The 24,856-nt window shown below is 54.3% G+C and carries 22 protein-coding genes; 12 read left to right on the forward strand and 10 right to left on the reverse strand.

Annotated elements, in window-relative coordinates:
* Nucleotides 1-128 precede the first annotated feature (128 nt).
* From HDF09_RS09260 to HDF09_RS09280, 5 genes are all read left to right on the forward strand, one after another.
* Entirely contained in the window at nt 129-1,058 is a 930-nt protein-coding gene (locus tag HDF09_RS09260; RefSeq protein WP_183765036.1) for a glycosyltransferase family 2 protein, read from the forward strand.
* Nucleotides 1,059-1,112: 54 nt separating this feature from the next.
* Entirely contained in the window at nt 1,113-1,721 is a 609-nt protein-coding gene (locus HDF09_RS09265; protein WP_183765039.1) for an acyltransferase, read from the forward strand.
* A gap of 352 nt (nt 1,722-2,073) precedes the next feature.
* Nucleotides 2,074-2,775 carry a hypothetical protein gene (locus HDF09_RS09270; protein WP_221270082.1) on the forward strand — a complete coding sequence of 234 codons (702 nt, stop codon included), beginning with the start codon at nt 2,074-2,076 and terminating at the stop codon, nt 2,773-2,775.
* Nucleotide 2,776: 1 nt separating this feature from the next.
* A complete protein-coding gene (locus HDF09_RS09275) occupies nt 2,777-3,706 on the forward strand; it encodes an NAD-dependent epimerase/dehydratase family protein (protein ID WP_183765044.1) in 930 nt (309 codons plus the stop codon).
* Complete coding sequence (locus HDF09_RS09280) at nt 3,703-4,872, forward strand: glycosyltransferase family 4 protein (RefSeq protein WP_183765047.1); 1,170 nt, start codon at nt 3,703-3,705, stop codon at nt 4,870-4,872. Before HDF09_RS09275 ends, HDF09_RS09280 begins: the two co-directional genes overlap by 4 nt.
* A 106-nt stretch (nt 4,873-4,978) precedes the next feature.
* Here HDF09_RS09280 and HDF09_RS09285 read toward each other — a convergent pair whose 3' ends face one another.
* From HDF09_RS09285 to HDF09_RS09295, 3 genes are all read right to left on the reverse strand, one after another.
* Nucleotides 4,979-5,743, reverse strand: coding sequence for a glycosyltransferase family 2 protein (locus tag HDF09_RS09285; RefSeq protein ID WP_183765050.1), 765 nt, complete (start codon nt 5,741-5,743; stop codon nt 4,979-4,981).
* Nucleotides 5,744-5,777: 34 nt separating this feature from the next.
* Complete coding sequence (locus HDF09_RS21120; protein WP_183765053.1) at nt 5,778-7,727, reverse strand: right-handed parallel beta-helix repeat-containing protein; 1,950 nt, start codon at nt 7,725-7,727, stop codon at nt 5,778-5,780.
* 460 nt (nt 7,728-8,187) lie between these two features.
* Nucleotides 8,188-9,438: a GumC family protein gene (locus HDF09_RS09295; protein ID WP_183765056.1), complete on the reverse strand. Its 1,251-nt coding sequence runs from the start codon at nt 9,436-9,438 to the stop codon at nt 8,188-8,190.
* A gap of 386 nt (nt 9,439-9,824) precedes the next feature.
* On the opposite strand from HDF09_RS09295, the gene HDF09_RS09300 reads away from it, so the two are divergent.
* Nucleotides 9,825-11,018, forward strand: coding sequence for an O-antigen ligase family protein (locus HDF09_RS09300; protein ID WP_183765059.1), 1,194 nt, complete (start codon nt 9,825-9,827; stop codon nt 11,016-11,018).
* 74 nt (nt 11,019-11,092) lie between these two features.
* Complete coding sequence (locus HDF09_RS09305; RefSeq protein ID WP_183765062.1) at nt 11,093-12,109, forward strand: glycosyltransferase family 2 protein; 1,017 nt, start codon at nt 11,093-11,095, stop codon at nt 12,107-12,109.
* Nucleotides 12,110-12,202: 93 nt separating this feature from the next.
* Here the strand turns inward: HDF09_RS09305 and HDF09_RS09310 are convergent, their stop codons facing one another.
* The 7 genes from HDF09_RS09310 to HDF09_RS09340 all read right to left on the reverse strand — a co-directional run bounded on the left by HDF09_RS09310 (nt 12,203) and on the right by HDF09_RS09340 (nt 18,159).
* Nucleotides 12,203-13,153, reverse strand: coding sequence for a glycosyltransferase (locus HDF09_RS09310; protein ID WP_183765066.1), 951 nt, complete (start codon nt 13,151-13,153; stop codon nt 12,203-12,205).
* 8 nt (nt 13,154-13,161) lie between these two features.
* A complete protein-coding gene (glf, locus tag HDF09_RS09315) occupies nt 13,162-14,361 on the reverse strand; it encodes a UDP-galactopyranose mutase (protein ID WP_260181044.1) in 1,200 nt (399 codons plus the stop codon).
* Nucleotides 14,362-14,389: 28 nt separating this feature from the next.
* Nucleotides 14,390-15,361 carry a GDP-L-fucose synthase family protein gene (locus HDF09_RS09320; RefSeq protein WP_183765069.1) on the reverse strand — a complete coding sequence of 324 codons (972 nt, stop codon included), beginning with the start codon at nt 15,359-15,361 and terminating at the stop codon, nt 14,390-14,392.
* Nucleotides 15,362-15,470: 109 nt separating this feature from the next.
* A complete protein-coding gene (gene gmd, locus HDF09_RS09325; RefSeq protein ID WP_183765072.1) occupies nt 15,471-16,556 on the reverse strand; it encodes a GDP-mannose 4,6-dehydratase in 1,086 nt (361 codons plus the stop codon).
* A 96-nt stretch (nt 16,557-16,652) separates the two neighbouring features.
* Nucleotides 16,653-17,147, reverse strand: a complete 495-nt coding sequence (locus tag HDF09_RS09330) for a hypothetical protein (RefSeq protein WP_183765077.1) — start codon at nt 17,145-17,147, stop codon at nt 16,653-16,655.
* Between the two features lie 38 nt (nt 17,148-17,185).
* Entirely contained in the window at nt 17,186-17,725 is a 540-nt protein-coding gene (locus HDF09_RS09335; RefSeq protein WP_183765080.1) for a DinB family protein, read from the reverse strand.
* Complete coding sequence (locus HDF09_RS09340; RefSeq protein ID WP_311719131.1) at nt 17,719-18,159, reverse strand: YraN family protein; 441 nt, start codon at nt 18,157-18,159, stop codon at nt 17,719-17,721. The genes HDF09_RS09335 and HDF09_RS09340 overlap by 7 nt, the downstream gene beginning before the upstream one ends.
* A 141-nt stretch (nt 18,160-18,300) precedes the next feature.
* On the opposite strand from HDF09_RS09340, the gene HDF09_RS09345 reads away from it, so the two are divergent.
* The 5 genes from HDF09_RS09345 to HDF09_RS09365 all read left to right on the forward strand — a co-directional run bounded on the left by HDF09_RS09345 (nt 18,301) and on the right by HDF09_RS09365 (nt 24,843).
* The gene (locus HDF09_RS09345) at nt 18,301-20,160 is read left to right on the forward strand and encodes an LssY C-terminal domain-containing protein (RefSeq protein WP_183765083.1); all 1,860 of its coding nucleotides are present in this window, start codon (nt 18,301-18,303) and stop codon (nt 20,158-20,160) included.
* A 141-nt stretch (nt 20,161-20,301) separates the two neighbouring features.
* Entirely contained in the window at nt 20,302-20,961 is a 660-nt protein-coding gene (locus tag HDF09_RS09350) for an NAD-dependent epimerase/dehydratase family protein (protein WP_183765086.1), read from the forward strand.
* A gap of 266 nt (nt 20,962-21,227) precedes the next feature.
* Entirely contained in the window at nt 21,228-22,427 is a 1,200-nt protein-coding gene (locus tag HDF09_RS09355) for a carboxypeptidase-like regulatory domain-containing protein (RefSeq protein ID WP_183765089.1), read from the forward strand.
* A 151-nt stretch (nt 22,428-22,578) separates the two neighbouring features.
* Nucleotides 22,579-24,222, forward strand: a complete 1,644-nt coding sequence (pyrG, locus tag HDF09_RS09360) for a CTP synthase (RefSeq protein ID WP_183765093.1) — start codon at nt 22,579-22,581, stop codon at nt 24,220-24,222.
* Nucleotides 24,223-24,288: 66 nt separating this feature from the next.
* Nucleotides 24,289-24,843, forward strand: a complete 555-nt coding sequence (locus HDF09_RS09365) for a chlorite dismutase family protein (RefSeq protein WP_183765096.1) — start codon at nt 24,289-24,291, stop codon at nt 24,841-24,843.
* Nucleotides 24,844-24,856 lie beyond the last annotated feature (13 nt).

The raw sequence follows: 24,856 nt of genomic DNA on the forward strand, positions 1-24,856 counted from the left end.
CTTCTCGCCAGGAGGAATACTCGTATCGTCGCGGCATGGTGCGTCTTCCTATCTGTAGACTATAGCAAGGAGGTCAGCAGGTTCGTCTGATCCCGCTATCCTTCGGCTGAGGTAGGTAGACCACGTTCATGCAACCCGAAGCACTGCAAACTCCTGTGGCGTTGTTTGTGTTTAAGCGGCCCGAGACCACACGCCAGGTGTTCGAGGCTATCGCACAGGTCCGACCAATAAAATTGCTGCTAGTAGCAGATGGCCCTAGAAACGATCGCCACGGCGAAGCAGAAGCCTGTCTCAAAGTGCGCGACATCGTTGCACAGGTCGATTGGCCATGCGAGGTCTACACAAACTTCGCTGACGGAAACCTTGGCTGCCAGGAAAGGGTTATAAGTGGCTTGGACTGGGTCTTCTCGCTGGTGGAAGAGGCAATAATCCTGGAGGACGACTGCCTTCCCGACCTGTCTTTTTTCCCGTTCTGTCAGGAGTTGCTTGAGCGATATCGCGGAGATGACCGAGTCGCCTCCATCACTGGCACGAATCTGGTGGAGAAATACCTCAACACGGATTCCAGCTACTACTTCTCCCAACTGGGCGGCATCTGGGGGTGGGCAAGTTGGAGATCGGAGTGGCAGCGATATGATCGCTATCTCAAAGATTGGCCGAAGCTGAAACAGGAGAAGATGCTCTCTGAAATCTTTGGAGACTCGAAAGCGGTCGCCTATTGGACAGAGATCTTCGATGCGATGCACAACCGCACAGGACCAAATACCTGGGATTATCAATGGCTCTACACGCGATTGAAGAACAATTCGCTCAATATCATCCCGCGAACCAATCTGATATCGAACATAGGTTTCGGGATGGATGCAACGCACACAGCGGAGATAGACTCACGCCTTATTCAACCCCGAAGAGCCATCGAGTTTCCTCTCCGCCATCCATCCAGTTTCGTTCCATCACGTAGTACCGATCGGTACCTTCAAGGTCTGTTTACAACGTCGCTGGTCCATCGTATCTCGCGAAGGCTCCGCCAAATTTCAGACAAGTGTTTTAAAGACTGAATGACCGCAGAAAATATACAGCCACTCGGCTAAATCACAAGGGCGGAGATTTAGATGAAGACTTTTTTCAAATTAGCTCACAAGTTTTTTTGTACATTCTCTCGGCTCGTCGAAAAAGCGGAACTTCTTCACAAAAAAGAGAGCTGCCTCCTTGGAGAAGGCGCGCATTTGCATCCCTCAAGCCGGGTCGAGAACAATCAAGCGAAAAGGGAAGCCATAGTAATCGCTGCTCGCTCTCAGATTTTAGGACAACTTCTTGTTCTCGGCCACGGAGGAATCATTAAGATTGGGGAATCCTGCTTTGTTGGAGAACATTCCCGTATCTGGTCGGCGGATTCAATCGCGATTGGGGACAGGGTACTCATCTCGCACAATGTAAACATCCACGATCATAATGCTCATTCGTTATCAGCCGAAAAACGCCGTCTGCACATCATTGAGATTTTTTCTAAAGGCCACCCTGTTCATCTCGAAGATGTTGCGTCTGCCCCCATCGTGATTGAAGATGATGCTTGGATCGGTTTCAATTCAACCATTCTCAAGGGCGTAAGGATAGGCCGCGGAGCGATAGTTGGAGCGGCGACCGTCGTGACAAAGGATGTTCCTGCCTATGCAATCGTCGCCGGCAATCCGGCCAAAACAATTGGCCATGCGGAACCCTAGCCATGATCCTGATAGCTGAAGGTCACCGACTATGTGATGAAGCGACAACGTGGGCACTCCAGTACAATCGTGAATGAGAGCCGCTTTATGATCTTCGAGACAATCGAGATCACACGTCACAGCCGGAGGATCCTCCGTAGCGGTTCTTTAGACTTATACCTTAAAGGTGTATTGAATGTTTTTTTCCGCTTTGAAAGCCAGCGTGCGAAGCCTTCGCTCCATCGAAGAGCGCTGCAAAAAGATCCAGGAAGCATTGGGCAGAATCGAGCAAAGGCAGCTGCAAGATCTTCCGATCGCAGACCTCCAGAGGGCCGAGTTCAGAACTTTTTCACAGTGGGGCGAAGATGGCATTTTGCAGCATCTTTTGCGTCATGTGGCAGTCTCTCGGAAGGTCTTTGTGGAGTTTGGAGTAGAAAATTACACGGAATCAAACACTCGTTTTCTGCTTACGAATCACAACTGGGCGGGACTGGTCATCGACGGGAGCTCCAAACACGTCGACTATATAAAGAACGACGATATCTACTGGCGCTATAACCTCAAGGCCGAAAACTCGTTCATTACTCGAGATAACGTAAACAATCTCATCCTTCGCAATGGCATCGAAGGCCCGATCGGCCTGCTGTCAGTTGACATCGATGGGAACGACTACTGGGTGTGGGAGGCCATCAACGTTATCATTCCGAGCGTGGTGGTGTTGGAGTACAACTCCCGCTTCGGACCCGAAAGATCGGTGACCGTCCCCTATGACGCCAGTTTCGTAAGAGGCAACGCACACCGCTCAAATATCTATTACGGCGCGTCGCTGGCCGCACTTTGTCTGTTGAGTGAGCGAAAAGGATACTCCTTCGTCGGATGCAACACGGCCGGCAACAATGCCTTTTTCGTACGAAAGGAGTTGAGACCTCCAACCCTTCCGGAACTCACTTCCATACAAGGCTTTAAGAAGTCGCAGTTTCGAGAGTCACGCGACCCCGATGGTAGAGTGGCTGTCATGACAGACTCGCAGGAGCTTGCCATTCTCAATCAACTTCCTCTGGTAGAGGTTTCTTGAGATGTCCCGTCAAACGGTACTCGTTACTGGTGCGAACGGTTTTGTTGGTAGACATGTGGCCCGCGTCTTTGCGCGGGAGGGCTACCGCGTGCTCGGAATCGGCCACGGAGGATGGCTGCGGGACGAGTGGGAGCAGTGGGGGCTCGCCGCGTGGACGTCAGCAGATGTAACCCTGGCGACGCTGAGGGAGCACACCGAAGATCCATCGGTGATCGTTCATTGCGCCGGCGGCGGATCGGTCGCATTCTCGATCGAGAATCCCATCGCAGACTTCATGCGCACTGTAGAAACAACCGCGCAGGTACTCGAATATGTTCGCACTGTTGCTCCACAATGTAGCGTCGTCTATCCCTCAAGCGCGAGCGTATATGGCGCGGTCGACCATCTCCCGATCACGGCTGACCAAAATGCGGCTCCTATCTCTCAGTACGGAGTGCATAAGCTGATGGCCGAATTGTTCATCGCTTCGTATGCCCGTCAGTTTGGAACATCCACCGCCATCGTGCGCCTCTTCTCCATCTACGGTTGTGGCCTGCAGAAACAGTTGCTGTGGGATGCCTGCCGCAAGTTCGCCGCTGGCGACAGTATCTTTACGGGAACTGGTGATGAAGTGCGTGACTGGCTGCATGTCGAGGATGCTGCAGAACTGCTCCTTGCCGCCACTGAAAACGCGTCCGTCGAATGCCCTACGGTCAACGGTGGCAGCGGCGAGGGAATCACCGTGAGAGAGGTCCTGACTCACCTCAAGAGCAGTTTTCCTCAGAGAGATTCAAAGCTGACATTCTCCGGGGTTAAAAGAACAGGAGATCCCAGTCGGTACGTAGCGGATATCAAGGGTTCCAGGGAGTGGGGATGGGCTCCCAAACGCCAATGGAAACAGGGGATGGACGAATACGCTGCGTGGTGGAAGAGCAGTTCACGGGGACTATGAGCGAGAAGATACGGATTGGATTTGTCTTGCCTCCGGGACATTGGCTTGGCGGAAAAAACTACCTGCGAAATCTGTTCGCCGCCATCCAGGCAGTGCCTGACCATACGATAACCCCAGTCATCTTCACAGGGGAACATCATGAAGATTTATCTGATTTCCACGATATTGAAGTCGTCACTTCGTCGATGTTTGACCACAAGACTGCCGCCCGGTTCGCACGCAGGGTTTTGATAAAAACGGCCTCACAGGACATTCCCTTGTGGAGACTGCTGAAGAAACACCATATTTCGGTTCTGTCCCATTCTTTTCAAACCGGGCAAAGCAAGACGATCAAGACAGTCGGATGGATCCCCGATCTTCAGCACATCCATCTTCCAAAGTTTTTTACTCCAGAAGAACGAACACGCCGGGACCGAGACTTCATGAGCGCATGCGAACACTGTGACGCGGTGGTAGTTAGTAGCAAGTGCGCTGCCGGCGACCTGATATCTTTTGCTCCCCAGTATGCCCATAAGGTTAGGCTTCTCCGATTTGTCGCCACTCCAGTACCGCTCGCCAACGCCGCCAGCCTGGAGGACTTGAGACAGATCTACAACTTTGCCGAGCCTTTTTTTCTGCTGCCAAATCAGTTTTGGGCTCACAAAAATCATCGAGTCGTGATCAGTGCATTGCATCAGCTCAAACTACAAGATAAGAAATTTCTTGTTCTCGCCACCGGTTCATCGAGTGACTATCGCAATCCCGCTTTCTTCCCTTCGTTGATGCAATACGCTGAACAATGCGACGTCTTGGACCGCTTTCGCGTTCTGGGCCAGATTCCATTCCATCATCTTGCCGGCCTCATGCAGCACGCAACCGCCTTCATCAATCCCTCCCTTTTTGAGGGGTGGAGCACCAGCGTCGAGGAGGCAAAGTCGATGGGCAAGCAGGTTCTCCTCTCTGACATACCGGTACACCGCGAGCAGGCACCGGAACGCGGCATATTCTTCTCTCCAGAGAATCCGGATGAACTAGCCGCAGCAATGATCGCTGCGAATGATGGATTTGATATTCATCAAGATGCCGATATGCAGACGAGAGCCATGGCCCGCTTTCCCGCTCGGCAACGAGAGTTCGGAGAAGCATATCAGACCATCGTGAACAAGTTGGTACCGTCTACGAAATAACCTTCTCTCACAAGCGATCGCTGCCCCACTGCACGCCGCCCACCGGGACGCGCCTCGCAACTCTTCTATGAGTAATCTCAAGCCAAAACCAGCGGCATCATCTTTCTTAGTTGTGTAGTCCTAACCTCGATTTGAGGCCGCGCCACTTGCACAACATCCAAGCTCCTGGAAGGTAGTGCAGTCCATAGTTTTTTCTAATGATTCGGAAAAACTCCCTGTTCGTCGAGCGGCTTGGCGCGCTTGAAACCCCATCTGTTGAGTGGAATGCGACCACTTGATCGAACATCTTCATCTTCACTCCGCCAAGAGCGAACTTTTGATTCATATCGAAATCCGCGAATACTTTGTACCGAATGTCATACACAGGAAACGTCTCCCTCCGAAAAAATGTCCCCTGGTGGTGCAACGTATTGTTGAATCTGAGTTCCATACCGTGAGACGGCCTAAAGTCGTAGCGACCATCAATGGATACGCGGAACGCGGCAATCTCTACCCCGCTTGATGCAGCCTCTTCGAGTTCGCGGCGTGGAATGGAGAGGAGCCTGTCTCCAGCATTGAGATGGAGCAAGAATTTTCCTCGCGCCGACCTGATCGCTTTATTCATTGCATCGTAAATTCCACGATCGGCCTCGCTGATCCAGTAGTCTATTTGGGAGTCGTGTTCACGAAGTAGATCGGTGGTTCCGTCGTTCGACCCGCCATCCACGACGATCAACTCCACGTCATTACCCTTGAGGCGAAATACACTGTCCAGCAGTGCTGGAAGATCTTGGCTAGCTCGAAATACCACGGTAATAATAGAAACCAGGGGCTCGTTCTCCTGCGAGGTTTCATTCAGTCGTCGACCGCCGATCTTTGTTTCGGTATGCATATGGAAGCCTTTCATCAGTGAAGCATCAAATCAGCTAAGGAACTGATTGAGTGGGATCAACTGGACACGAGGTAACGGAGTCTTCACCTACAATCGCTGGGGGGCGGTTCGACGAGCAGCCAAAGAAGTTGCACCCAACTTCACTAGAGGTCGTCATCTCGGTAGCCCCGGGACCCATTCCGCTATTGTTAGACAACGTGCACGAGCTCCCGTTCGACGATTCAGCTACTTCCTTCACAACCTTGTTATCGGTTATCCGAGTCGAGGCACAACTCTGTACATAGGTAATCTCGATTTCGGCGCCCGACGAACTGTCGGGAATCGTATTGTTCACAATGAGATTGTTGTTGGGAGAATTGTTCGTCACACCGTTGATCAAGATGTTATATTTTTTGTTGTTCCACAGCACGTTTTGAGATGCTTCGAAACCACCACTGCCATTATCTATTCCGAGACCTGAGAGTGGATAAGTATCTGCCTGGCCGGGGGTCGCAGCCTGGGTGTCGTGTAGCCAGTTGTGGTGAATTCTGGTTCCAGTAGCAGCTTGGTTACAGCAGGCGTAGATCTCTCCGCCGTCTCTGCTGAGCAACATCCCGTTGAAGATGTTGTTATAGCCCAAATCCTGATTGACTACGCCCTGAAGATAGATCCCTTGTCGGCCTACATTCGAAATCGTGTTGTATTGGACGGCGTTGTTGCTGCCATCCAGGTAGATGCCGGAGGCATAGTCGCCAACGTAGTCGACATTTTGGATTAGGTTGTTTCTGACTGTATTGTTGTTGCCTAGGACGGCGATGCCAGTGCCGGCACTAAAGTTAATGGAGCTGTTTTGAATGGTGTTCCCCGTGCCGTTTAGGATAATCCCCGTATCCCCAACATGGACCTGAAGGAGGCTGAAGTTGATCCCGGTGGGGTCGTCTGCCGCCGGAGGTAAATCGGTAAACTGCGAGACATATTGCGCATTGATGCGGTCCAAAGTGTTGTTCGAACTCTGTTCGTCGGTGATGATAGTCCCGGCAAAGATCGATAAGTTTGCAACGGTTACTCCCGTCTTCCCTCGAAGGTCGAACGCGTAAGGACGTTGCTTGCTGCGGACATCAAGTTTATTGGGATCGGCCCCACCCGGAGCCATGAAATACAGCGTCGAGGAGTTGACGTCGTAAAACCACTCGCGCTCAGCGTCCAGAGCCTTGAGCGTCCCATAGAGATAAAAGTAGCCGTTTTCCGAAGGGCAAATAAAAGGGCATATTGCGGTTTGACCCACATCAATACCTATTTGGCCGACTCCAGAGGATATGACACTGCCGGTCTGATGCCCGAAGGGATCGGAGCCGCTCCAGAGGTGCACCTTGGCCGCTGTCCAATCAAGGTGCGGTATTTTAGAGTCAACAATCTGGCTACTACTGGTCCCCTTCTCGGCCTTCGCCCAATTGATATAGAAGAGGTCGTTACCGTTGGGCCAACGGGCCTCGGTCATCATCTCGGTACCAAGGAAGATCTGATTGCTGTCATCTGCGTTCAGCGTAACCTTTGCCTTATAGACGGAACCGTGATCAAGCATCCATCCAGTCACAGGGTCTGACCCGTCTATCACGACAGGCTCAAAGTGGTACGCCGTGATGGTAATATTGGAGTTCGGTGTGATCGCTTCACGATAAGTTCCGGAGCGGATCTCGCAAGTTCCTCCTTCATCGATTGTGGCAGCGCAGTGTTGAATCGTCTTATACGGCTGATCGATCGTGCCTGCGTTAGAGTCATCGCCGTTGGGAGCGACAAAGAGAACCTGATTCAAAGCCGGTGGCTTTACCGTCAACGTCGCAGGACCGCTACGGAGCATACCGAAGTAGCCGGACACAGACACACTGAAAGATGCCCCGTTGTCTACAGCGTTAGATACAGGGGTGATATAGATAGCTTGAGTAGCGCCGACGATCGCCTGACCATTCCTGAACCATTGGTACGACTGAACGCCGGTTGCCGCCACTGTGAAGATTGCTGGCTCCCCAACCGTAACCGTCTGATTCGCGGGTTGACCAGTAATTGAGGGGGCATTGCGGCAGGAAACGTTGGAGCATCCCATTGTGAATAGACAGGTCAAAGCCGCGGAAAGCAAAAAATAGGAATGCAGCATCCGAGACAGAAAGGCCCACAACCCAGCCGCCTGAGGCCGCGGCCAAAACTCGACTGTCGCAGAATCCTCCACTTCAGCTGTGCTACTTCTCAAGAGACACGTATCTTTGAACATAGTTGAAGAAGGTGCTGTCGCCAAGACAAAAACATAGCAGCTAAATGAATTGAGACTACAGGGCAACACGATGTCCCCTGTCGTCATGAAAAATTGCTTATTAAGACTCGAGAATTAGCCTAATGATTTCGAAGATAGCATGATGGGTTGGCTGTCGGCTAAACCATTCCTCAGACAACACACAAAAACATCAGTGCTCCTAAAATCGCAACGCAGATTTTAAATCGTTGAGCTTTTGAGCTTGCTCGGGGATAAGCTTCATTCTTTCCAGCGAAGCGCAAAGGAAGCACCACAATGAGCTGATCACCAATCCTAAGAACGCGCAGCCCACCGTGATCAAGGTACGGGGCGGTCCAGACTTTTTATCGGGCGGAGTTGCATGATCAACGACTTGAATGACGGGAGCAGATTTTGCTTCGTCAAGTTTCGCTGCCTCTGATTGCCGCGAAAGCAGCTCATAAAGTGTCACGTGATACTTCAGTTCGCGGGTCTGTCGCTCGTACTGAAGGGCCGCCTCCGGCACCTGACCGGCGGGCAATTGAATGTCTCCAGGTTGAATCGCGCGCTGGCTATTCTCCAAATTCACCAGATTGGATCGGAGCGCAGAAATCTCTTCCTGTAAGCGAATGGCATCTGGATTTTCCTGGGTCGCATAGGTCCGCAGGGACTGCAATTCAACTTCGCGACTCGCCAGTTGAGCCCTTGCTTGCGCGATCGAGTTGATGATCGAAACAGCCTGACCGCTCAACTGGATTAAACCGGTTTTCTGCTGAGTGTTTCGCAGCGCAATCTCCGCGTCCGAGAGAGCAGCTTTTTCTTCCGCAAGGCGTTGCGCATAGAAAGTGCGACGTTGCGCGGCTTCGCCCGTAGCCAATTCTGAGTTCAGGTTGTACAGCTGGTCGAGATAGCTATTCGCAATCTGGCTTGCTCGATTGGGGTCGCCATCTTTGACGCTGAGATGAATTAGATTGTCTTTTCCCGTTTCGAAGGTTACGTGCCGGCGGAGCATCACACGCGCATCTTCAAGATACTTCGTCTTGTACAGATCTTTGAGGTTGCAGCTCGCAATAACGTGATCGGAGATTGTATGGCCCTCGAGCATACCAATGTACATATCAGCGGGATTCTTGAGCCCTAGACCTCCACCCAATCCCGAACCCCCAATAAGGGATCCAAACTGACCAATAAAGGCAGCCGCTGACGAGGTCGACTGCTGAGGGGGCAGAATGGTTGCAGTTGCGGTATACGTCGGCTTTAGGACGAAGCTCAGGATGACTCCGAGGATCAAACCTCCCAGAGTGCAAACAGCCAGAAGTCGCCGACGCTTCGCCAGAATCACAAGTGCACTCAAAAAGTCGATGCGTCTGTCGGCGGGTTCGCTGAAACTCTCCTCAGGCTGATAGAGACTGCTCGGACGGTCTAATCTCGACGACATAGTTGGATTGCTCAAATTCTACATCTCTAGAATACAGCTATTCAATCCACATACCACGCCGTCTGAGATTTTGAAGTGACGACTTTTCAGGACACCGCCCATTGAGCAGGCCCGACTTGGCGTACAGCGTTTTTATTCCCGCTCTCGGCGCCGCCCGAGAAAGCCGAGGCACCGTCGCTTCCTTCCGAAAATGCAACGTCTCGCTCGACATACAGCTGATCTATACTGGCTTAGGCATCCACAGTATATCCAGCACGGAGCGTGATCGAGCCCCGAGGCTCACGAACAACCGCACGATGAGCCTTACAAAGCTTCGACGCATTTACAACCGCCGACGTTCAGCGCTTTGGGAGACTACAGACAAGAGCCTTACGTATCGTTAGAAACGAGAATCCGAGTTTATGGTGGCAATCACATCGGCGCAAGCTGGCTTTCAAAAAAGATTTAGCACCGTCTTCTTCGCTCTCTCCTTGTTTTGTGTCGCATTGCCCGGTACTGCCGCCGTCAAGGCAGTAGCAATTCTCCTCGTATGGTCCTATTGGCTGCTGAATGACAGCTTCACAATCCTATCCGTGATCTGGTTCTTCTCAGTTCTACTGAACCTCCTGATAGGAGCCTCGGTAGGAGCAATGTTCCACGCGGTAGTCAGGGCCGACGTAACCAACCATTTCATAAGGCTCTTGATATTCTTTGTGGTGCTCAGTACCGGCGGATATGTCTCACAGAGGTGTCGCCTCAGTAGGGCCTATCTAGACAATTTGATCTTTTCCATCGCAGTTCTCATGATGTTGCTCAAGGTCATCATCCTCGGGGGTTCGCTTGCTGGGTGGTACACCGTGGACGCCTTTCACGATGCACTCGGGTTCGACTCAGTGACTGAGGGCATTGGATTTGGCCTTCAGAGACTTCAATTTCCCTCGGATATCATTATCCCCTTTTTGATAGCTACCTACGTAGGGGGAAAGAGCAAGGTTAAAGATAGCCTCCTCCTCTTGAGTGCCGCAATTGTTATCCTGCTGAGCTTCTCGCGTTATCTGTTTGCTTTTTATCTTGTTTGTACTTTGGTCAGGGCAATTTGGATAAAAAGGGTAGACCTCATCTCGGTTTTTAGTATTGGAGTCATTTTAGTCGCCAGCGTCTTGTTATACGACAGCCTCCTATCGCGGTTTGCAAGTGCTGAAACGCAGGCTTCTGATGACATTCGCGTTGAGCAGGTGAGCTATCTCAAACGAGTGATCGCTGACTATCCCATTATGGGGACCGGCGTAGGCTCTAGCGTTTCTACCTTCAAGAGAAGTGAATCGACGCCCTACTTCTATGAGGCCCAGTGGTATGCGATGACTATGCAGTTTGGATTTATTGGCGTTAGCTGGTTTGTTTGTAACCTTATTGGCATGCTTTACGCATGCCTGAAGCGACGTAATAATCTTTTCTTTACAGTCATATTTTTGGGTTGGTTTGCGTCAGGACTCACCAATCCATATATCTCAGCCCTGGGAAGCGCGTTTGGTTTGTGCTTTCTGCTTTTTCGTTGCAATCAAAACTTGGACATCGGGATGTCCCGGGCTTATGATCTTCCGACTGGTAATTTTTAGCCCCGACCTCTGAATCATGACAATGCTGTCAGTGCAAAACTAGAACATGAACATCGACCAAAGGCGTAACCTGTTTGCAAAAGATAGCTGTACACATAGTCCGCTTCAATCAAGACCTGGACCTGCTTGAGAGATGCATTCGTGCCGCCCTCAATCAAGACTTCGACGACTATACTGTCACGGTGACCGAAAACGGATCTAGCGATTCCGTTGAGAGTTCCTTGCTCGCGCAGTTTGGCACCCATCCAAGATTTCGTTTCACTGATAACAAAAAGAACTTGGGCTTCGCCGGCGCCAACAATAAATTCTTCCGCGACTCCGACTCTGAATTCGTGATGCCACTAAATCCAGATACTGTGATGCCGCCAGATTATTTAAGCAGGTTGTTGATCGCATTTATCGACCCGCTCGTTGCGGCCGCAGAGGGAAAGATGCTGAAGCCAGAGCCTCTTCCAGATGGTCTTTGGATATTGGACGGTACCGGCATGACCGTGTCTCGCGCAAGAAGAGCTCGCGAGAGGGGGCAATTAGAAGTAGACCATGGGCAGTATGACCTGGCTATCGAAGTCTTTGGGGTCTCAGCAACGGCCGCCGCCTATCGGAAGAGTGCATTGGAGACGATCAAGTTTGGAGAATCAGAATACTTCGATGAGGATTTTTTTACCTACTGGGAAGACCTGGACCTGTCATGGCGAATACGATTGGCCGGCTTCCGTTGCGTTTACGTGCCCAATGCAATTATCTATCACTCGCGATTCGCAGGGCAGAGCAAACACGGATTTCGAAAACCGTCTGAGTTCACACGGCACATAAGGAATTTGCCGACTCGCGTTGTGTATTGGGATTGGAGAAATCATCTCTTTTCGATCATCAAAAATGATTTCGGGCGTAGCTTCCTGCGAGATTCGCCTTTCATCGTCACAAGAGAGCTGCTTTTGTTCGGCTACCTCGTCCTGATCGAACCTAAGTTGATCGCTGGCATTCCTGAGTTCTTCAGACTGCTTCCCCGAATCTTAAGAAAAAGGAAGATCGTACAGCAGAACCGAGTAGCCACGTCTGAGGACATGCAACGATGGTTCAGCTCTCGTTAGCTTGCGAGGTCGGCACCGTCAGCGCGTCTTGACAATGCTATTGGGAGTGAAAACCTGGAATCCATAATTCAGCTACACGCGCCGGGTCGGACGTTATCTTCCTTCGGATTCGAGTGTTTTGAGACGTTCGCGGAGACGCTGTGGGAAGCCATTGTCGAAACACCCGCGAATCCCATCGAAATATGCTTTAGCTAATATCTTGATTCTCAGCCATCGATGGTCGGCATCAAAAATTATTACCGCCGCTGCAAAACAAGCAAACCTGACAGCAAGAAGCAGATAGCGAATCACAGGATTCTTACGATAATGCTGTTCGATCCAGGCTGTATTGCGATGACGATAATAATCGAAGCAAAAACCTTGAATATCCTTTTGATAGAAAACATGAGAGAAAATCTGCTTGCTTTTTTGCCGCCGGGCAACCTCTTTGTGAGCGACGATGCTGCCGTTTGCAAGTGCGATATCTCCGATCGTTCTCAGACGCATGCAAAATTCGGTGTCATCGCGGTGAATAAAAAACTCAGGAATGGGAAGTCCAATCTTCTTAATCGAGTCATTTCGGATAAGCAGCCCTACAAAGGATGAAAACCGAACCTTCGTGTAAGGACCTGTGGCCACTCTGGACATCAACCTGAGTCCATCTGCCGTCTCATTGCCAAGTCGATCGACTTTGATATTTGCAATGGCAACTACTCGAGGATAAGACTTCCACACATTCATCAGTTCCAGGGAGTCGAGGTAGGGTTCCGTGTCATCATCCATAACCCATATCCAATCGAATCCTGCGTTGCAGGCAGCGCTCATTCCAGCGTGGAAGCCTCCGGCACCACCCAAATTCTCAGCGAGTCGAACATAGTTAACAAGCGGATTCTCTAGATAACCTCTCTCCTGTAGAAATAGTTCCGTCCCGTCCGAGCTTGCATTGTCCACGATAAAGACTGCATCAAGAGGAAGGCTCTGATTCAGCAAGGCGTCGAGACACTCAGCCAAAAGCTGCTTGCGATTGAAGGTAACAACAACTGCGGCATTTGTGCTTGGAGTCATTCGAGAGGCTAATTAAGAAGCTTGCCGCTAAGCAGTAAGGCAGCAGCGACCACTTGATCCATATTGTAGTAGCGGTACTCCGCTAGTCGGCCTATAAAAAAAGTTGAGGATTCGGCATCCGCTAGTTTTTTGTAGCTTTGATATAGAGCCTGATTTTCCGTTGTAGGCACCGGATAATAAGGTTCCCCGTGAGTTTCCGGGTATTCGTAGACTATCGAAGTCCCCGCATGGACCTGGCCTGTGAGATGTTTGAACTCTGTAATCCGGGTGTATTCGTAATCGTTTGGATAGTTAATGGTCCCAACCGGTTGGTGCTGTCCTACATGAGGGAGATGTTGATGTCGAAAAGACAAGGACCGATAAGGAAGCTTCCCGTAGCAGAAATCAAAATAGGCATCCAGCGGACCACAGTAGAAGATCTTTTCGGCAGCGACTTTATGGCGAATATCCCTGAAGTCTGTCTCAAGCTCCACTCGGATATTCGGATGATCCAGCATCCTCTCGAACATCCTGGTGTAGCCATCTGCAGGCATATTCTGGAATGTATCAGTAAAGTAACGATCGTCGTCGTTTGTGCGCACTGGAATTCTTCCAGCGACGGCCGGACTTAGCTCCGAGAGATCCAGTCCCCACTGTTTTCGAGTGTAGTTCCTGAAAAATTTATCACACAGATCTCGACCCACATTATTAAGAACCAGGTCTTCACTATTGCGGATGGGCATCCGCTTCTCTCGAACACCTTCAAGAAACGTCGCTACGCCATCTTCGTCAAGCGAAAGATCATACAGCCGGTTAATCGTCTCCCGATTGATCGGCATGGGGTAAAGGCTCCCCCCGACTGAGGAGAGTACCCTGTGCTCGTACTTCCTCCATTCAGTAAACCGGGAAAGGTATGCTTCAACATGGGAAGCGTTGGTATGGAAGATGTGAGGGCCATACTGATGCACCAGTACGCCAGCACTATCGAACTGGTCGAAGGCATTGCCACCAATATGCGGGCGTTTATCGATGACAAGAACAGATCTTCCGCGTGAAGCAAAGCGCTCCGCCATTACGGCGCCGGCAAATCCCGCGCCCACTACTAGTATGTCCGTCTTCATCCGTGAATATTCAATCGAGGACTTATCACAACCTCGTTCCAGTATCTTTAAGTGTAACTGAGTTTGGAGCATCGGGTCGCGGCTAAAGCTTCTCTGCAGATCGCTCAACCCCGTTTGCCTGCTTAGATCGCCACCATTATTCGCTAACCTTTGAAAGAGTATCGCGAACGGCGCTCCAAGTCAGACCAATTCCCTGCTCCAGCCCAGTGGAGTGTCGCCAGCCCAGGTCGTGTAAGCGGGTAACATCCATCAACTTACGAAGCGTGCCATCGGGCTTGCTGGAGTCGAAGACAAGTTCGCCGGAATAACCCAAGGTGCGACAAACTATTTCTGCAAGTTCACGAATCGTCAAGTCCTCCCCTGTGCCGAGATTGATAAGAGGCGGAGCGTCCTCGACGAGCAGAGACTGAAAGCTGGCGTCGTCGAGATTCATCAGGAACAAACAGGCTTCGGCGAGATCACCGGAATAGAGAAACTCACGGCGAGGAGTGCCTGTACCCCAGACGGTGATCTCCTTGGCACCGGACCGGATCGCCTCGAAGGTCTTGCGGATGAGCGCAGGCAGCACGTGAGAGGTCTTGGGATCGAAGTTATCGTTGGGTCCATAAATGTTGGAGGGCAGTGCAGCGAGATACTTCGTACCATATTGCCGGTTGTAGCTCCAGCACATCTCGATTCCGGCGATCTTTGCGAGCGCGTAGGGACGGTTCGTAGGTTCAAGGGGTCCAGTGAGCAGCGAAGACTCTGGCATCGGCTGAGAAGCCAGTCTCGGATAGATACAGGAAGACCCAAGAAAGAGAAGACGGGAGACGTCCGATCGACGCGCGGCCTCGATGATATTCATCTGGATAATAAGATTTTCGCGAAGGAAGTCGGCAGGAAACGTGATATTAGCTGCGATTCCACCAACCTTGGCCGCAGCAAGGAAGACATATTGAGGCTTATTTTCCGCGAAGAATCGGGCAACGGAAGAGGCTTCGAGAAGGTCCAGTTGCGCGCGCGTGCGCGTCAGGAGGTTGGTATAGCCTCGCTGCTGAAGTGCCCGATGAATAGCAGATCCAACCAGGCCGCGATGGCCAGCGATGTAGATGCGGGAGTCTAGTTTCATAGAGTATCTCTGGGCCTGCTCCGAAGGCTGGTTGCAGCGGCCGGACCTTCGGGCATCCCGGGTGCTTCACAATGCTGTCTCTTGGTGCTCCGATTTTATGAGGGCCATCCTAGTTCTCGCGAACGTTATAAGCGGCAAAGCCATGCTTTCGAACAAGCGCATCTCGCTGGGCAGCGCTAAAGTCAGCCTCGACCATCTCGCGGACAAGCTCGTCGAAACTGATTCGTGGCGTCCAGCCCAGTTCGCGCTTCGCCTTGCCGGGATCGCCAAGCAAGGTCTCCACCTCGGTTGGTCGAAAGTACCGAGGATCGACCGCGACAACCATTTTTCCCTTTGAATCAAGGGCCTTTTCCTCTAATCCGCTCCCCTGCCACGTTAGATTCAAGTCGAGAAGCGTAGCGCAGCGTTGCACAAAGTCTCTGACGCTGTACTGCTCTCCGGTTGCAATCACATAGTCCTGAGGCTTCTCCTGCTGAAGCATAAGCCACTGCATCTCAACATAGTCGCGGGCGTGGCCCCAGTCTCGTTTCGCGCTCAGATTCCCTAGAAAGATCTGATCTTGAAGCCCAGCCTTGACCCGCGCGAGGCCACGAGTAATCTTGCGAGTGACGAAAGTCTCCCCGCGGAGAGGGGATTCATGATTGAAGAGGATCCCGTTACAGGCATAGATCCCGTAAGCTTCGCGATAGTTGATACATATCCAGTAGGCATACAGCTTCGCAACGGCGTACGGGCTGCGCGGGTAGAAGGGTGTCGTCTCTCTCTGTGGAGTCTCCTGCACTAACCCGTAGAGTTCGGAGGTGCTGGCTTGGTAGAACTTGGTCTTCTTTTCCAGACCAAGAATGCGGATTGCCTCCAATAGGCGCAGCGGACCCATAGCATCCGCATCGGCCGTGTACTCAGGCTGCTCGAAAGAGACGTGGACGTGCGACTGAGCGCCAAGATTGTAGATCTCGTCAGGCTGAACTTTCTGGACGATGTGGATGAGCGAAGAAGAGTCCGTCAGATCGCCATAGTGGAGAAAGAAGCGGGTCGAGGGACTATGCGGATCCTCGTAGAGATGGTCTACCCGAGAGGTATTGAAAAGTGAGGCCCGTCGCTTGATTCCGTGAACTTCATAACCTTTAGCGAGGAGGAATTCGGCAAGATACGCTCCGTCCTGGCCAGTGACTCCGGTAATAAGGGCTTTCTTCAAAAAACTAGGTTCTCCTTAGTGCGCCGCGCAGGCTTCAGTGATTCTACTTGAAAGCGTGGGACGAACCCCATCCTGCGCTACGCTTCCTACCCAACCCTAGTCATACTGCAGCTCATGTGGCGCCGGCTCTGTCAGCGTTCCATCCTTACGCTCGTACCACATAAAAATCTTGTGGTCGCCATTCACCCTCACTGCAACAATAATTCCGCTTCCAAACGCCCCCGTCCCATCGGTCTTCGAAATATCCACGTGATGAGAACGGATCGGAGCCCCCACAGGGCTCGCAGTCGTCCAGTCTTCGGTAAATCTCTTCAGCGGATAGTCCACATGACGTTCGGGATGCTGCTGCCAGTCCGGGTCGTTTGTATAAATCGCAAACGCCTTGCCATAATCCTGGGTCTCCAGAGCGCCGAAGAAGTTGCTTACCTTATGTTCGGCCGGAAGATTGGAAAAGAACCACCCATGTCCCAACAGGAATCCACCCATCCCCAATACGACCAACAGCACAATCAGAACCCCTGAAGCGATCAACAAATTACGGTTTCGTGTCTCGCGGCGGTTATCGAACTCCGGTGCATTCAGCAGTGTCATAGTTCCTCATCCTTGTAGATCAAAACAGATCAAATTTATTAGACACCGGCGCCATCCATTCCGGACGACTGCCTTACCTTCTCGCCGCCGGTTCCCAGCCATACCTTCATCAGTCGCAAGTGATGTTGCATATGTGCGACGTAGTCCTCGATCAGGAACCCCAGCGTCAAAGACTCGCCTTCAATCAACCCGACACTTGTCAGACGCGACTTTTCGATATGACGAACCGTCCACGTCATATGCTCATTGAGCGCAAACCAAAGCGCCAGCACCTGCGCCCACTCGCGTTCGGCGTAGTGTTGAAGGTTTACCCACTCCACCTGCTCATATCCTGACTCGCTCTGTCCCGGCTCAATCTGTAATCGAACAACTCTTCCCAGATTATTCACCGCTGAATCGATAAGATGCCCAATCACCTGCTTCGCGCTCCACTTACCCGGCCGCTCCGGCACGCTCGCCTCAGCCTCGGAGAGTGTCACCAGCCACGGCATCCACTCACGCAGCACCGTCGCGAGCCGCTCGCTCAACTCGGCTGAATCCAGCAGTGCAGCATCCGACTCCTGCGCATACATCACCATCCAAACGCTCCCTTATACACTTCAAACTCAGTTCCAGTTGGCAGCAAGTATACCGACACCACATCGAACCGCACCGAAACATTGTCCCTCAGCTTCTCCGGAAATCCCTTCAGATAAGCCCGCGCCATCCTCCGCAGCATCTCTCGCTTGTCCCGGTCCACGGCCGACTCCGCCGTCATCCCATCCCTTGCACCGCGCGCCTTCACCTCGACAAAGCACAACGTCGGCCCATCCCACCCCACCAGGTCGATATCCCCCCACACCTTCGCGGTCTTCCACCTCTGCGCTACGACCGTATACCCTAACCTGCGCAGATGGAACAGAGCCTCCCGTTCGCCCTGCTCGCCCGTCGCGAGATGAGCAGGCACCCCTTCGCGACGGACACTCAGAGAATCCAGCCTGCGCATCGCCCAAGCCTGAAGATCAATCCACACCGTAGCTGTCGTCCGTTCTCTCGTATATGATTTCAGCCACCATCTCCGAGTAGAATACGTGGCTTTGGAACCGCTGTCCTTACGCCAACTCTTCCCTGTTCCACACTCAGATACGGGCCCCCTGAAAATCAGAGGTCACACATGCCAAGCGCATCGAGAGCATCGCTCTTTCTCCTTGGGGTCTTCTTGACTCTCGCCGGACCCGCGCGAGATCAAGCGATCGCTCAAAGCCAGCCGGCACCATCAACTCAAGCCGATCAACAATCGCCGCCTGAAGCCGCCGAGGCCACTGCAGACACGCAGGAGACACCGGACGACGAGCTGGACACTGCCGCCGTAACCCTCGATCTCTCCCACACCTCACCGCTCATTCAAAAGCTCTACCAGGCCACCCGCGAAACCAAAGAGCAGCCCATCCTCGACCGGCTCACCGAAGCCAAAAAACTAATCGCGGACGGAGCCGACGTCAAAGCAACAGACCAGTACGGCCGCACCGCGCTTCACTGGACCATCTTTGGCTCCAGCTACAACACCAAGCCGAAGATCATCGTGGCCTACGAAGGTATCGCAGACCAGCTCATACAACACGGCGTAGAGATCAATCGCGAAGACATCTACAACGACACCGCCCTCGACTACCTCCTCTACTCCCCCAACTTCGAGATCCAGACCCTGCTGATAGAAAACGGCGCAACCAGCGGATTTCTCACCGCCTTCTTCCACTTCTTCAATCAGGAGAACGGCGACATGCCGCACTCCATTGCCGCCAGCGTAGCGCAGTCAAGGAAAGCCGATCTCGCCCCCGGCCAAACCTTGAGCGTCCGGCTCAACGGCCCCGTCTACAGCGAGCACTCCCGCACCGGCGACCCAGTCGAAGGCACCGTCACCTATCCTCTCTGCAAGAGCGGAGAAAACATCTCCTGTCCCGCTGGCGAACTCGTCATCGCCCCCGGCACGAAGGTTCAGGCAACCGTCCTCTTCGCGCAAAAAGCTCCGGACAAATACTCCCGCCCACGCCTTGTCCTCGACTTCTCCAACATCATTCATGCCGACGGCACACGCTCGCCACTCTACGCTCGCGTCATCGATGTCGATAACGCCCGCGAGACCGTCCGCAACAACGAGATCCTCGGCATCATCCAGCCTCACGCCTCCACCAAGGGATCCATTGCTCTCGCCGGCCTCAGCATGGTCAATCCCATCGCGGGATACACCATCAAAGGCGTCTCCGCGGTCTACGGCCTCTCCATTCGACGCGAGATTCTCTTCCCCGCAGGAACCGACCTGCAGATCCAGGTCGTCCGGCCCTCCATGCTGAAGACCCGCGACACCTGGTCAGGCTGGCCCGTACTGCCCGTCGATGCACCCCTCAAGGCACTCGTAACCTCAGCCCCTCTACGCGTCCACACCAAAGACAACAAGCCCTCAGACGTAACCAATCTCATGTTCCTCGGCTCCCGGCAACAACTCGAAGCAGCCTTTAAGGAATCAGGATGGTTCGAGGCAGACTCCCTCAGCATGGGCTCTGCAGCAAAGTCGGTCCAGGCGACCATTCGCGGCGCCGGATACACCAACGCTCCCGTGTCTCTCCTAACCGTCAACGGCAAACCACCCGATCTCGTCTTTCAAAAGTCCCTCGACACCTTTGCCAAACGCCATCACATCCGCATCTGGAAGGAGCCCGGAACCTATCAGGGCCGCGACGTCTGGATCGGAGCCGCAACTCACGACATCGCCATCTCAACCGCCAGAAAGAACACCAAATGGTCCCACCGCATCGATCCCCACGTCGATCGCGAACGCGAATGGATTGAAACCGATCTCCTCTACTCCGGCACCGCAACCTCCTACGCGCTGGTCGATCGTCCGCACGCCCCGAAGAAGACCGCCAACGCAACCGGCGACGAGCTGCTCACCGACGGCCAGCTCTCAATCGTAGAGCTCGGCCCCACCAAACCGAACATCCTCAACCCACCTTCCCCAGTCTTGCAGTCCCATTAGCGGCCTTGCAATCACGTTAGCAGCAATCACCCTCCCTCGAACCACACCTGTAGCATGGAACCATCGACGTAATCCGCACCACGAACGTCGGTGGGCCGCGCAGCATCCACCACTGCGCGCACTCAACATGAGGGCAAACCGATGAACGTGATTCTCTTCGGCGCAACCGGCATGGTCGGCCAGGGCGCTCTACGTGAGTGCCTGCTGGACCTCGACGTAAAGCAGGTCCTCACCATCGGCCGCAGCCCAACCGGCCAGCATCACCCCAAACTCCGCGAACTCGTGCACACAGATCTCTTCGACTACTCCACCATCGAAGCCGACCTCACCGGCTACGACGCCTGCTTCTTCTGTCTCGGCGTCACCTCTGCCGGCATGTCCGAGGCGCAGTACACCCACGTCACCCACGACCTCGCCCTCGCCGCTGCAACAACCCTGGCAAAGCTCAACCCCTCCATGACCTTCATCTACGTCTCAGGATCAGGAACCGACGGCACCGAGCGCGGTCGCACCATGTGGGCTCGCGTCAAAGGCAAAACCGAAAACGACATCCTCAAACTCCCCTTCAAAGCTGCCTACATGTTCCGCATCGGATTCATCCAGCCGCTCCACGGCATCGTCTCCAAAACGAAGTTGTACAGCATCTTCTATACCGTCCTGAACCCGGTCCTCCCCCTCATGCGACGCGCCTTCCCCGCGCAGATCGGCACCACCGAACAGGTCGGCCGCGCCATGCTCCTGGTCGCCAAACACGGCTTCCCTCGCCCCGTCCTCGAGCCCAAAGACATCAACACCCTGTAAACATCCGCTGCGATATCCCTCTAAAAATAAGAATCATCCGTAGCAACCGTCCGGCAGTTGCAAACTCTAAGAGTGATATTGGAATCCAACGCAACAACAGCTCCTGTCGATGCTGATCCAGATGATTGGACCGATGGGTGATTGCGGAATCGCTGATCAGAGGGCGAAGATTAAGAAGATCAATCCCGTCAGCAAGATCGGCTCCCTCACTCGCACCTCCCGTGAAGCATGGCGCGTGGACATCTACAATTGGAAACGTAGCTGATATGCAAGGTTTACGTAATGCGGGCCCCATTCTCCTGACCACCCTGCTGTGCACGATGCTCAGCCCGTATGCTCACGCGCAGACGCTCTCCCGCCAATCCGGCCTCACGTCGCCTTCGTATCCAATCCCCTCAACGTCAGCAGCCGCAATCCCGCAGATCGCCACCCTCGCCCCCCTCCCCACCCCACTCCACGACGATCTACCAGAAGCACCCGGACAGCAATCCGCCAATTTCATCTCATCCGACGCATCCGATTCATCCGACCAGCAACCCTCCGGCAGCATCAGCGGCACCGTCTTAGACCCCAGCGGAGCCCAGGTCGAAGGCGCTCTCGTCTCGATCCAATTCCTCGACTCCAGGCCCCAACGCACCCTCGCGACCGATGCAACCGGCTCCTTCAACTTCACCGCAATCAACCCCGGCACCTTTAAGGTTGCAGTCGTATCATCAGGTTTTGCGAACTGGGTGTCCTCAGCCCTTGTCCTCCAAAAAGGCCAGCTCTATGAGCTCCCGACGATCACCCTGCAACTCTCCTCCGCCAACACAAACGTCGACGTCAACTTCACGCGCCACGACATCGCCGAGGAGCAGGTGTCGCTCGAAGAAAAACAGCGCGTCCTCGGCGTCTTCCCCAACTTCTACGTCTCCTACAACTGGGATGCTGTGCCCCTCAGCTCCGGCCAGAAGTTCCGCCTCGCCCTCAGAACCGCCTACGATCCCGTCTCCTTCGCCATCCCCGCAATCATCGCAGGCACCGAGCAGTCTCAGGACACCTTCAGCGGTTACGGCCAGGGCACCGCCGGCTACTTCAAGCGCTTCGGAGCCTCCTACGGCGACGGCTTCATCGGCAACATCCTCGGCAACGCGATCCTTCCCTCCGTCTTCCATCAGGACCCGCGCTACTTCTACAAAGGCACCGGAACCATTCGCTCCCGCACGCTCTATGCCCTGTCCACTGCCTTCATCTGCAAAGGAGACAACGGCCACTGGCAGCCCAACTACTCCTTCATCCTCGGCAACTTCGCCTCCGCAGGCATCTCGAACCTCTATTACCCCTCCAGCGATCGCAACGGAGCAGGACTCACCATCAGAAACGGGCTCATCGACACAGCCTCAGGCGCAGCCTCCTCCCTCATCCAGGAGTTCGTCGTCAAGCGGCTCTCACGTGGCATCCCGAAGAATCCCATCCCCGGAAAATAGAAGAATCGCGTCCGCCTGACTCGCAAAATTTTCACGACTCAACCTGACTTCCCCTCAAAAAGTCAACCCATTGCTTCCGCGCCCGGACCCTGCGATACTTAACCGTGCCCATCCTGCACAAACTTCAAATACATACAAAGAGGTCGCGGACATGTCTGCAAAGTACATCTTCGTAACTGGCGGAGTCGTGTCTTCGCTCGGCAAGGGTCTCGCCGCAGCCTCTATCGGCTGTCTCCTCGAGGCCCGCGGCATCAAGGTCAACCTCATGAAGTTTGACCCCTATCTCAACGTCGATCCCGGCACCATGTCGCCCTTCCAGCACGGCGAAGTCTTCGTCACCGACGACGGCGCCGAGACCGACCTCGATCTCGGCCACTACGAGCGCTTCACCCACGCCAGGCTCACCCGCGACAACAACCTCACCACCGGCCGCATCTACGAGCAGATCATCACCAAAGAGCGCCGCGGCGACTACCTCGGCAAGACCGTCCAGGTCATTCCCCACGTCACCAACGAGATCAAAAACGCCATGCGCAAGGTCGCCGCAGACTGCGAAGTCGCCATCGTAGAGATCGGCGGCACCGTAGGCGACATCGAATCCCTCCCCTTCCTCGAAGCCATCCGCCAGATGCGCCAGGACCTCGGCCGCGAGAACACCTGCTTCGTCCACGTCACCCTCATCCCCTGGATCGCCGCCGCGCAGGAGCTCAAAACCAAGCCCACCCAGCACTCCGTCAAGGAGATGCTCTCCATCGGAATCCAGCCCGACATCCTCCTCTGCCGCTCCGACCGCGCCGTCCCCCGCGAGATGCGCAACAAGATCGCCCTCTTCTGCAACGTTGAAGAGCCCGCCGTCATCGCCGCCCGCGACGTCGCCAGCATCTACGAAGTTCCCCTCACATTCGCCGCTGAAGGCGTAGACACCCTCGCCCTCAAATATCTCCGCATCGAGACCAAGGCTCCCGACCTCTCCCGCTGGCAGGACATCGTCCGCCGCGCCTACAACCCCAAGGACGAGGTCTCCATCGCCATCGTCGGCAAATACGTCGAGTACGAAGACTCCTACAAGTCACTCAAGGAAGCTCTCGTCCACGGCGCCCTCGCCCACAACCTCAAACTCCGCGTCACCTGGCTCGAAGCCGAAGGCCTCGAGACCCCCGACTACGCCGCGCAGCTCCAGGGCTTCGACGGCATCCTCGTCCCCGGCGGATTCGGCAAGCGCGGAATCGAAGGCATGCTCAACGCCATCCGCTTCGCCCGCGAAGAGGCCGTCCCCTACTTCGGCATCTGCCTCGGCATGCAGACCGCCTGCATCGAATACGCCCGCAACGTCTGCGGCCTCAAGGACGCCAACTCCGGCGAGTTCGACCCCGCCACCCCCTACCGCATCATCTACAAACTCCGCGAGCTCACCGGCGTCGAAGAGATGGGCGGCACCATGCGTCTCGGGGCCTGGGACTGCGTCATGGAGCCCGACTCCCTCGCCGCCCACGCCTACGGCAAGACCGAGATCAGCGAGCGCCACCGCCACCGGTACGAGTTCAATCGCGAGTACGAGGCCATCCTCACCGGCGCCGGCCTTCGCCTCACCGGCACCACACCCGACGCCACCTACGTCGAGATCGTAGAGATCCCCACCCACCCCTTCTTCCTCGGCTGCCAGTTCCACCCCGAGTTCAAGTCCAAGCCGCTAGAGCCGCACCCGCTCTTCCGCGACTTCATCGCCGCCAGCTACCAGAACCGCCTCGCCATCCGCCACGAGATCGCGACCTCTTCCAGCCTGGAAGCCCTGTAACCCTCGAAGCGCTGTAACCAAAGACCGAGCCCGGAGTCGAACCATGCGCACCAGTCAGGGAGCGATATGGCACGACCCCTCTTAGTCTCATTCGTCGCCGGAGCATCCGGCCCCTGGCGCATCGATCGAGTCGAAAGCGTCACCGGCGACGGTCTTCAACCAGCAGAGAGACTCACCGTCCTTGAAGGCTCCGAGTTCGACCCCGTCGAATCACCCCGTTGGACCCTGCGCGGCGTAACCAGCAACACCCGCTACACCAATCGATCCGAATCCGGCGCGCTCCTCGCAAAACAGCAAGGCCTTCACCGCCCCCACGCAACACGCGCCGCACTCATCCCCATTCGCAAGACAGCAGACTGGTGGGATCTCCCCCAGGACGAGCGCCGCAGCATCTTCGAAGAGCAATCCAGCCACATAGGCATCGGCCTCGAGTATCTCCCCGCCATCGCGCGCCGCCTGCTCCACAGCCGCGACCTCGCCCAACCCTTCGACTTCCTCACCTGGTTCGAATATGCCCCCGAGCACAGCGATATCTTCGAAGAACTCGTGCGCCGCCTCCGCAGCTCCAGCGAATGGCAGTACGTCGACCGCGAGATCGACATCCGCCTCGTCCGCGCATAAACGTTTCGGCCCA

Source organism: Edaphobacter lichenicola, from assembly GCF_014201315.1.
Lineage (GTDB): Bacteria > Acidobacteriota > Terriglobia > Terriglobales > Acidobacteriaceae > Edaphobacter > Edaphobacter lichenicola_B.

Excerpts from the sequence above, each read along its gene's own strand:
- HDF09_RS09260 (WP_183765036.1), top strand. The coding sequence starts at position 129 with ATGCAACCCGAAGCACTGCAAACTCCTGTGGCGTTGTTTGTGTTTAAG.
- HDF09_RS09265 (WP_183765039.1), top strand. The coding sequence starts at position 1,113 with ATGAAGACTTTTTTCAAATTAGCTCACAAGTTTTTTTGTACATTCTCT.
- HDF09_RS09275 (WP_183765044.1), top strand. The coding sequence starts at position 2,777 with ATGTCCCGTCAAACGGTACTCGTTACTGGTGCGAACGGTTTTGTTGGT.
- HDF09_RS09280 (WP_183765047.1), top strand. The coding sequence starts at position 3,703 with ATGAGCGAGAAGATACGGATTGGATTTGTCTTGCCTCCGGGACATTGG.
- HDF09_RS09285 (WP_183765050.1), bottom strand. The coding sequence starts at position 5,743 with ATGCATACCGAAACAAAGATCGGCGGTCGACGACTGAATGAAACCTCG.
- HDF09_RS09300 (WP_183765059.1), top strand. The coding sequence starts at position 9,825 with ATGGTGGCAATCACATCGGCGCAAGCTGGCTTTCAAAAAAGATTTAGC.
- HDF09_RS09310 (WP_183765066.1), bottom strand. The coding sequence starts at position 13,153 with ATGACTCCAAGCACAAATGCCGCAGTTGTTGTTACCTTCAATCGCAAG.
- HDF09_RS09320 (WP_183765069.1), bottom strand. The coding sequence starts at position 15,361 with ATGAAACTAGACTCCCGCATCTACATCGCTGGCCATCGCGGCCTGGTT.
- HDF09_RS09330 (WP_183765077.1), bottom strand. The coding sequence starts at position 17,147 with ATGACACTGCTGAATGCACCGGAGTTCGATAACCGCCGCGAGACACGA.
- HDF09_RS09335 (WP_183765080.1), bottom strand. The coding sequence starts at position 17,725 with ATGGTGATGTATGCGCAGGAGTCGGATGCTGCACTGCTGGATTCAGCC.
- HDF09_RS09345 (WP_183765083.1), top strand. The coding sequence starts at position 18,301 with ATGCCAAGCGCATCGAGAGCATCGCTCTTTCTCCTTGGGGTCTTCTTG.
- HDF09_RS09350 (WP_183765086.1), top strand. The coding sequence starts at position 20,302 with ATGAACGTGATTCTCTTCGGCGCAACCGGCATGGTCGGCCAGGGCGCT.
- HDF09_RS09355 (WP_183765089.1), top strand. The coding sequence starts at position 21,228 with ATGCAAGGTTTACGTAATGCGGGCCCCATTCTCCTGACCACCCTGCTG.
- pyrG (WP_183765093.1), top strand. The coding sequence starts at position 22,579 with ATGTCTGCAAAGTACATCTTCGTAACTGGCGGAGTCGTGTCTTCGCTC.
- HDF09_RS09365 (WP_183765096.1), top strand. The coding sequence starts at position 24,289 with ATGGCACGACCCCTCTTAGTCTCATTCGTCGCCGGAGCATCCGGCCCC.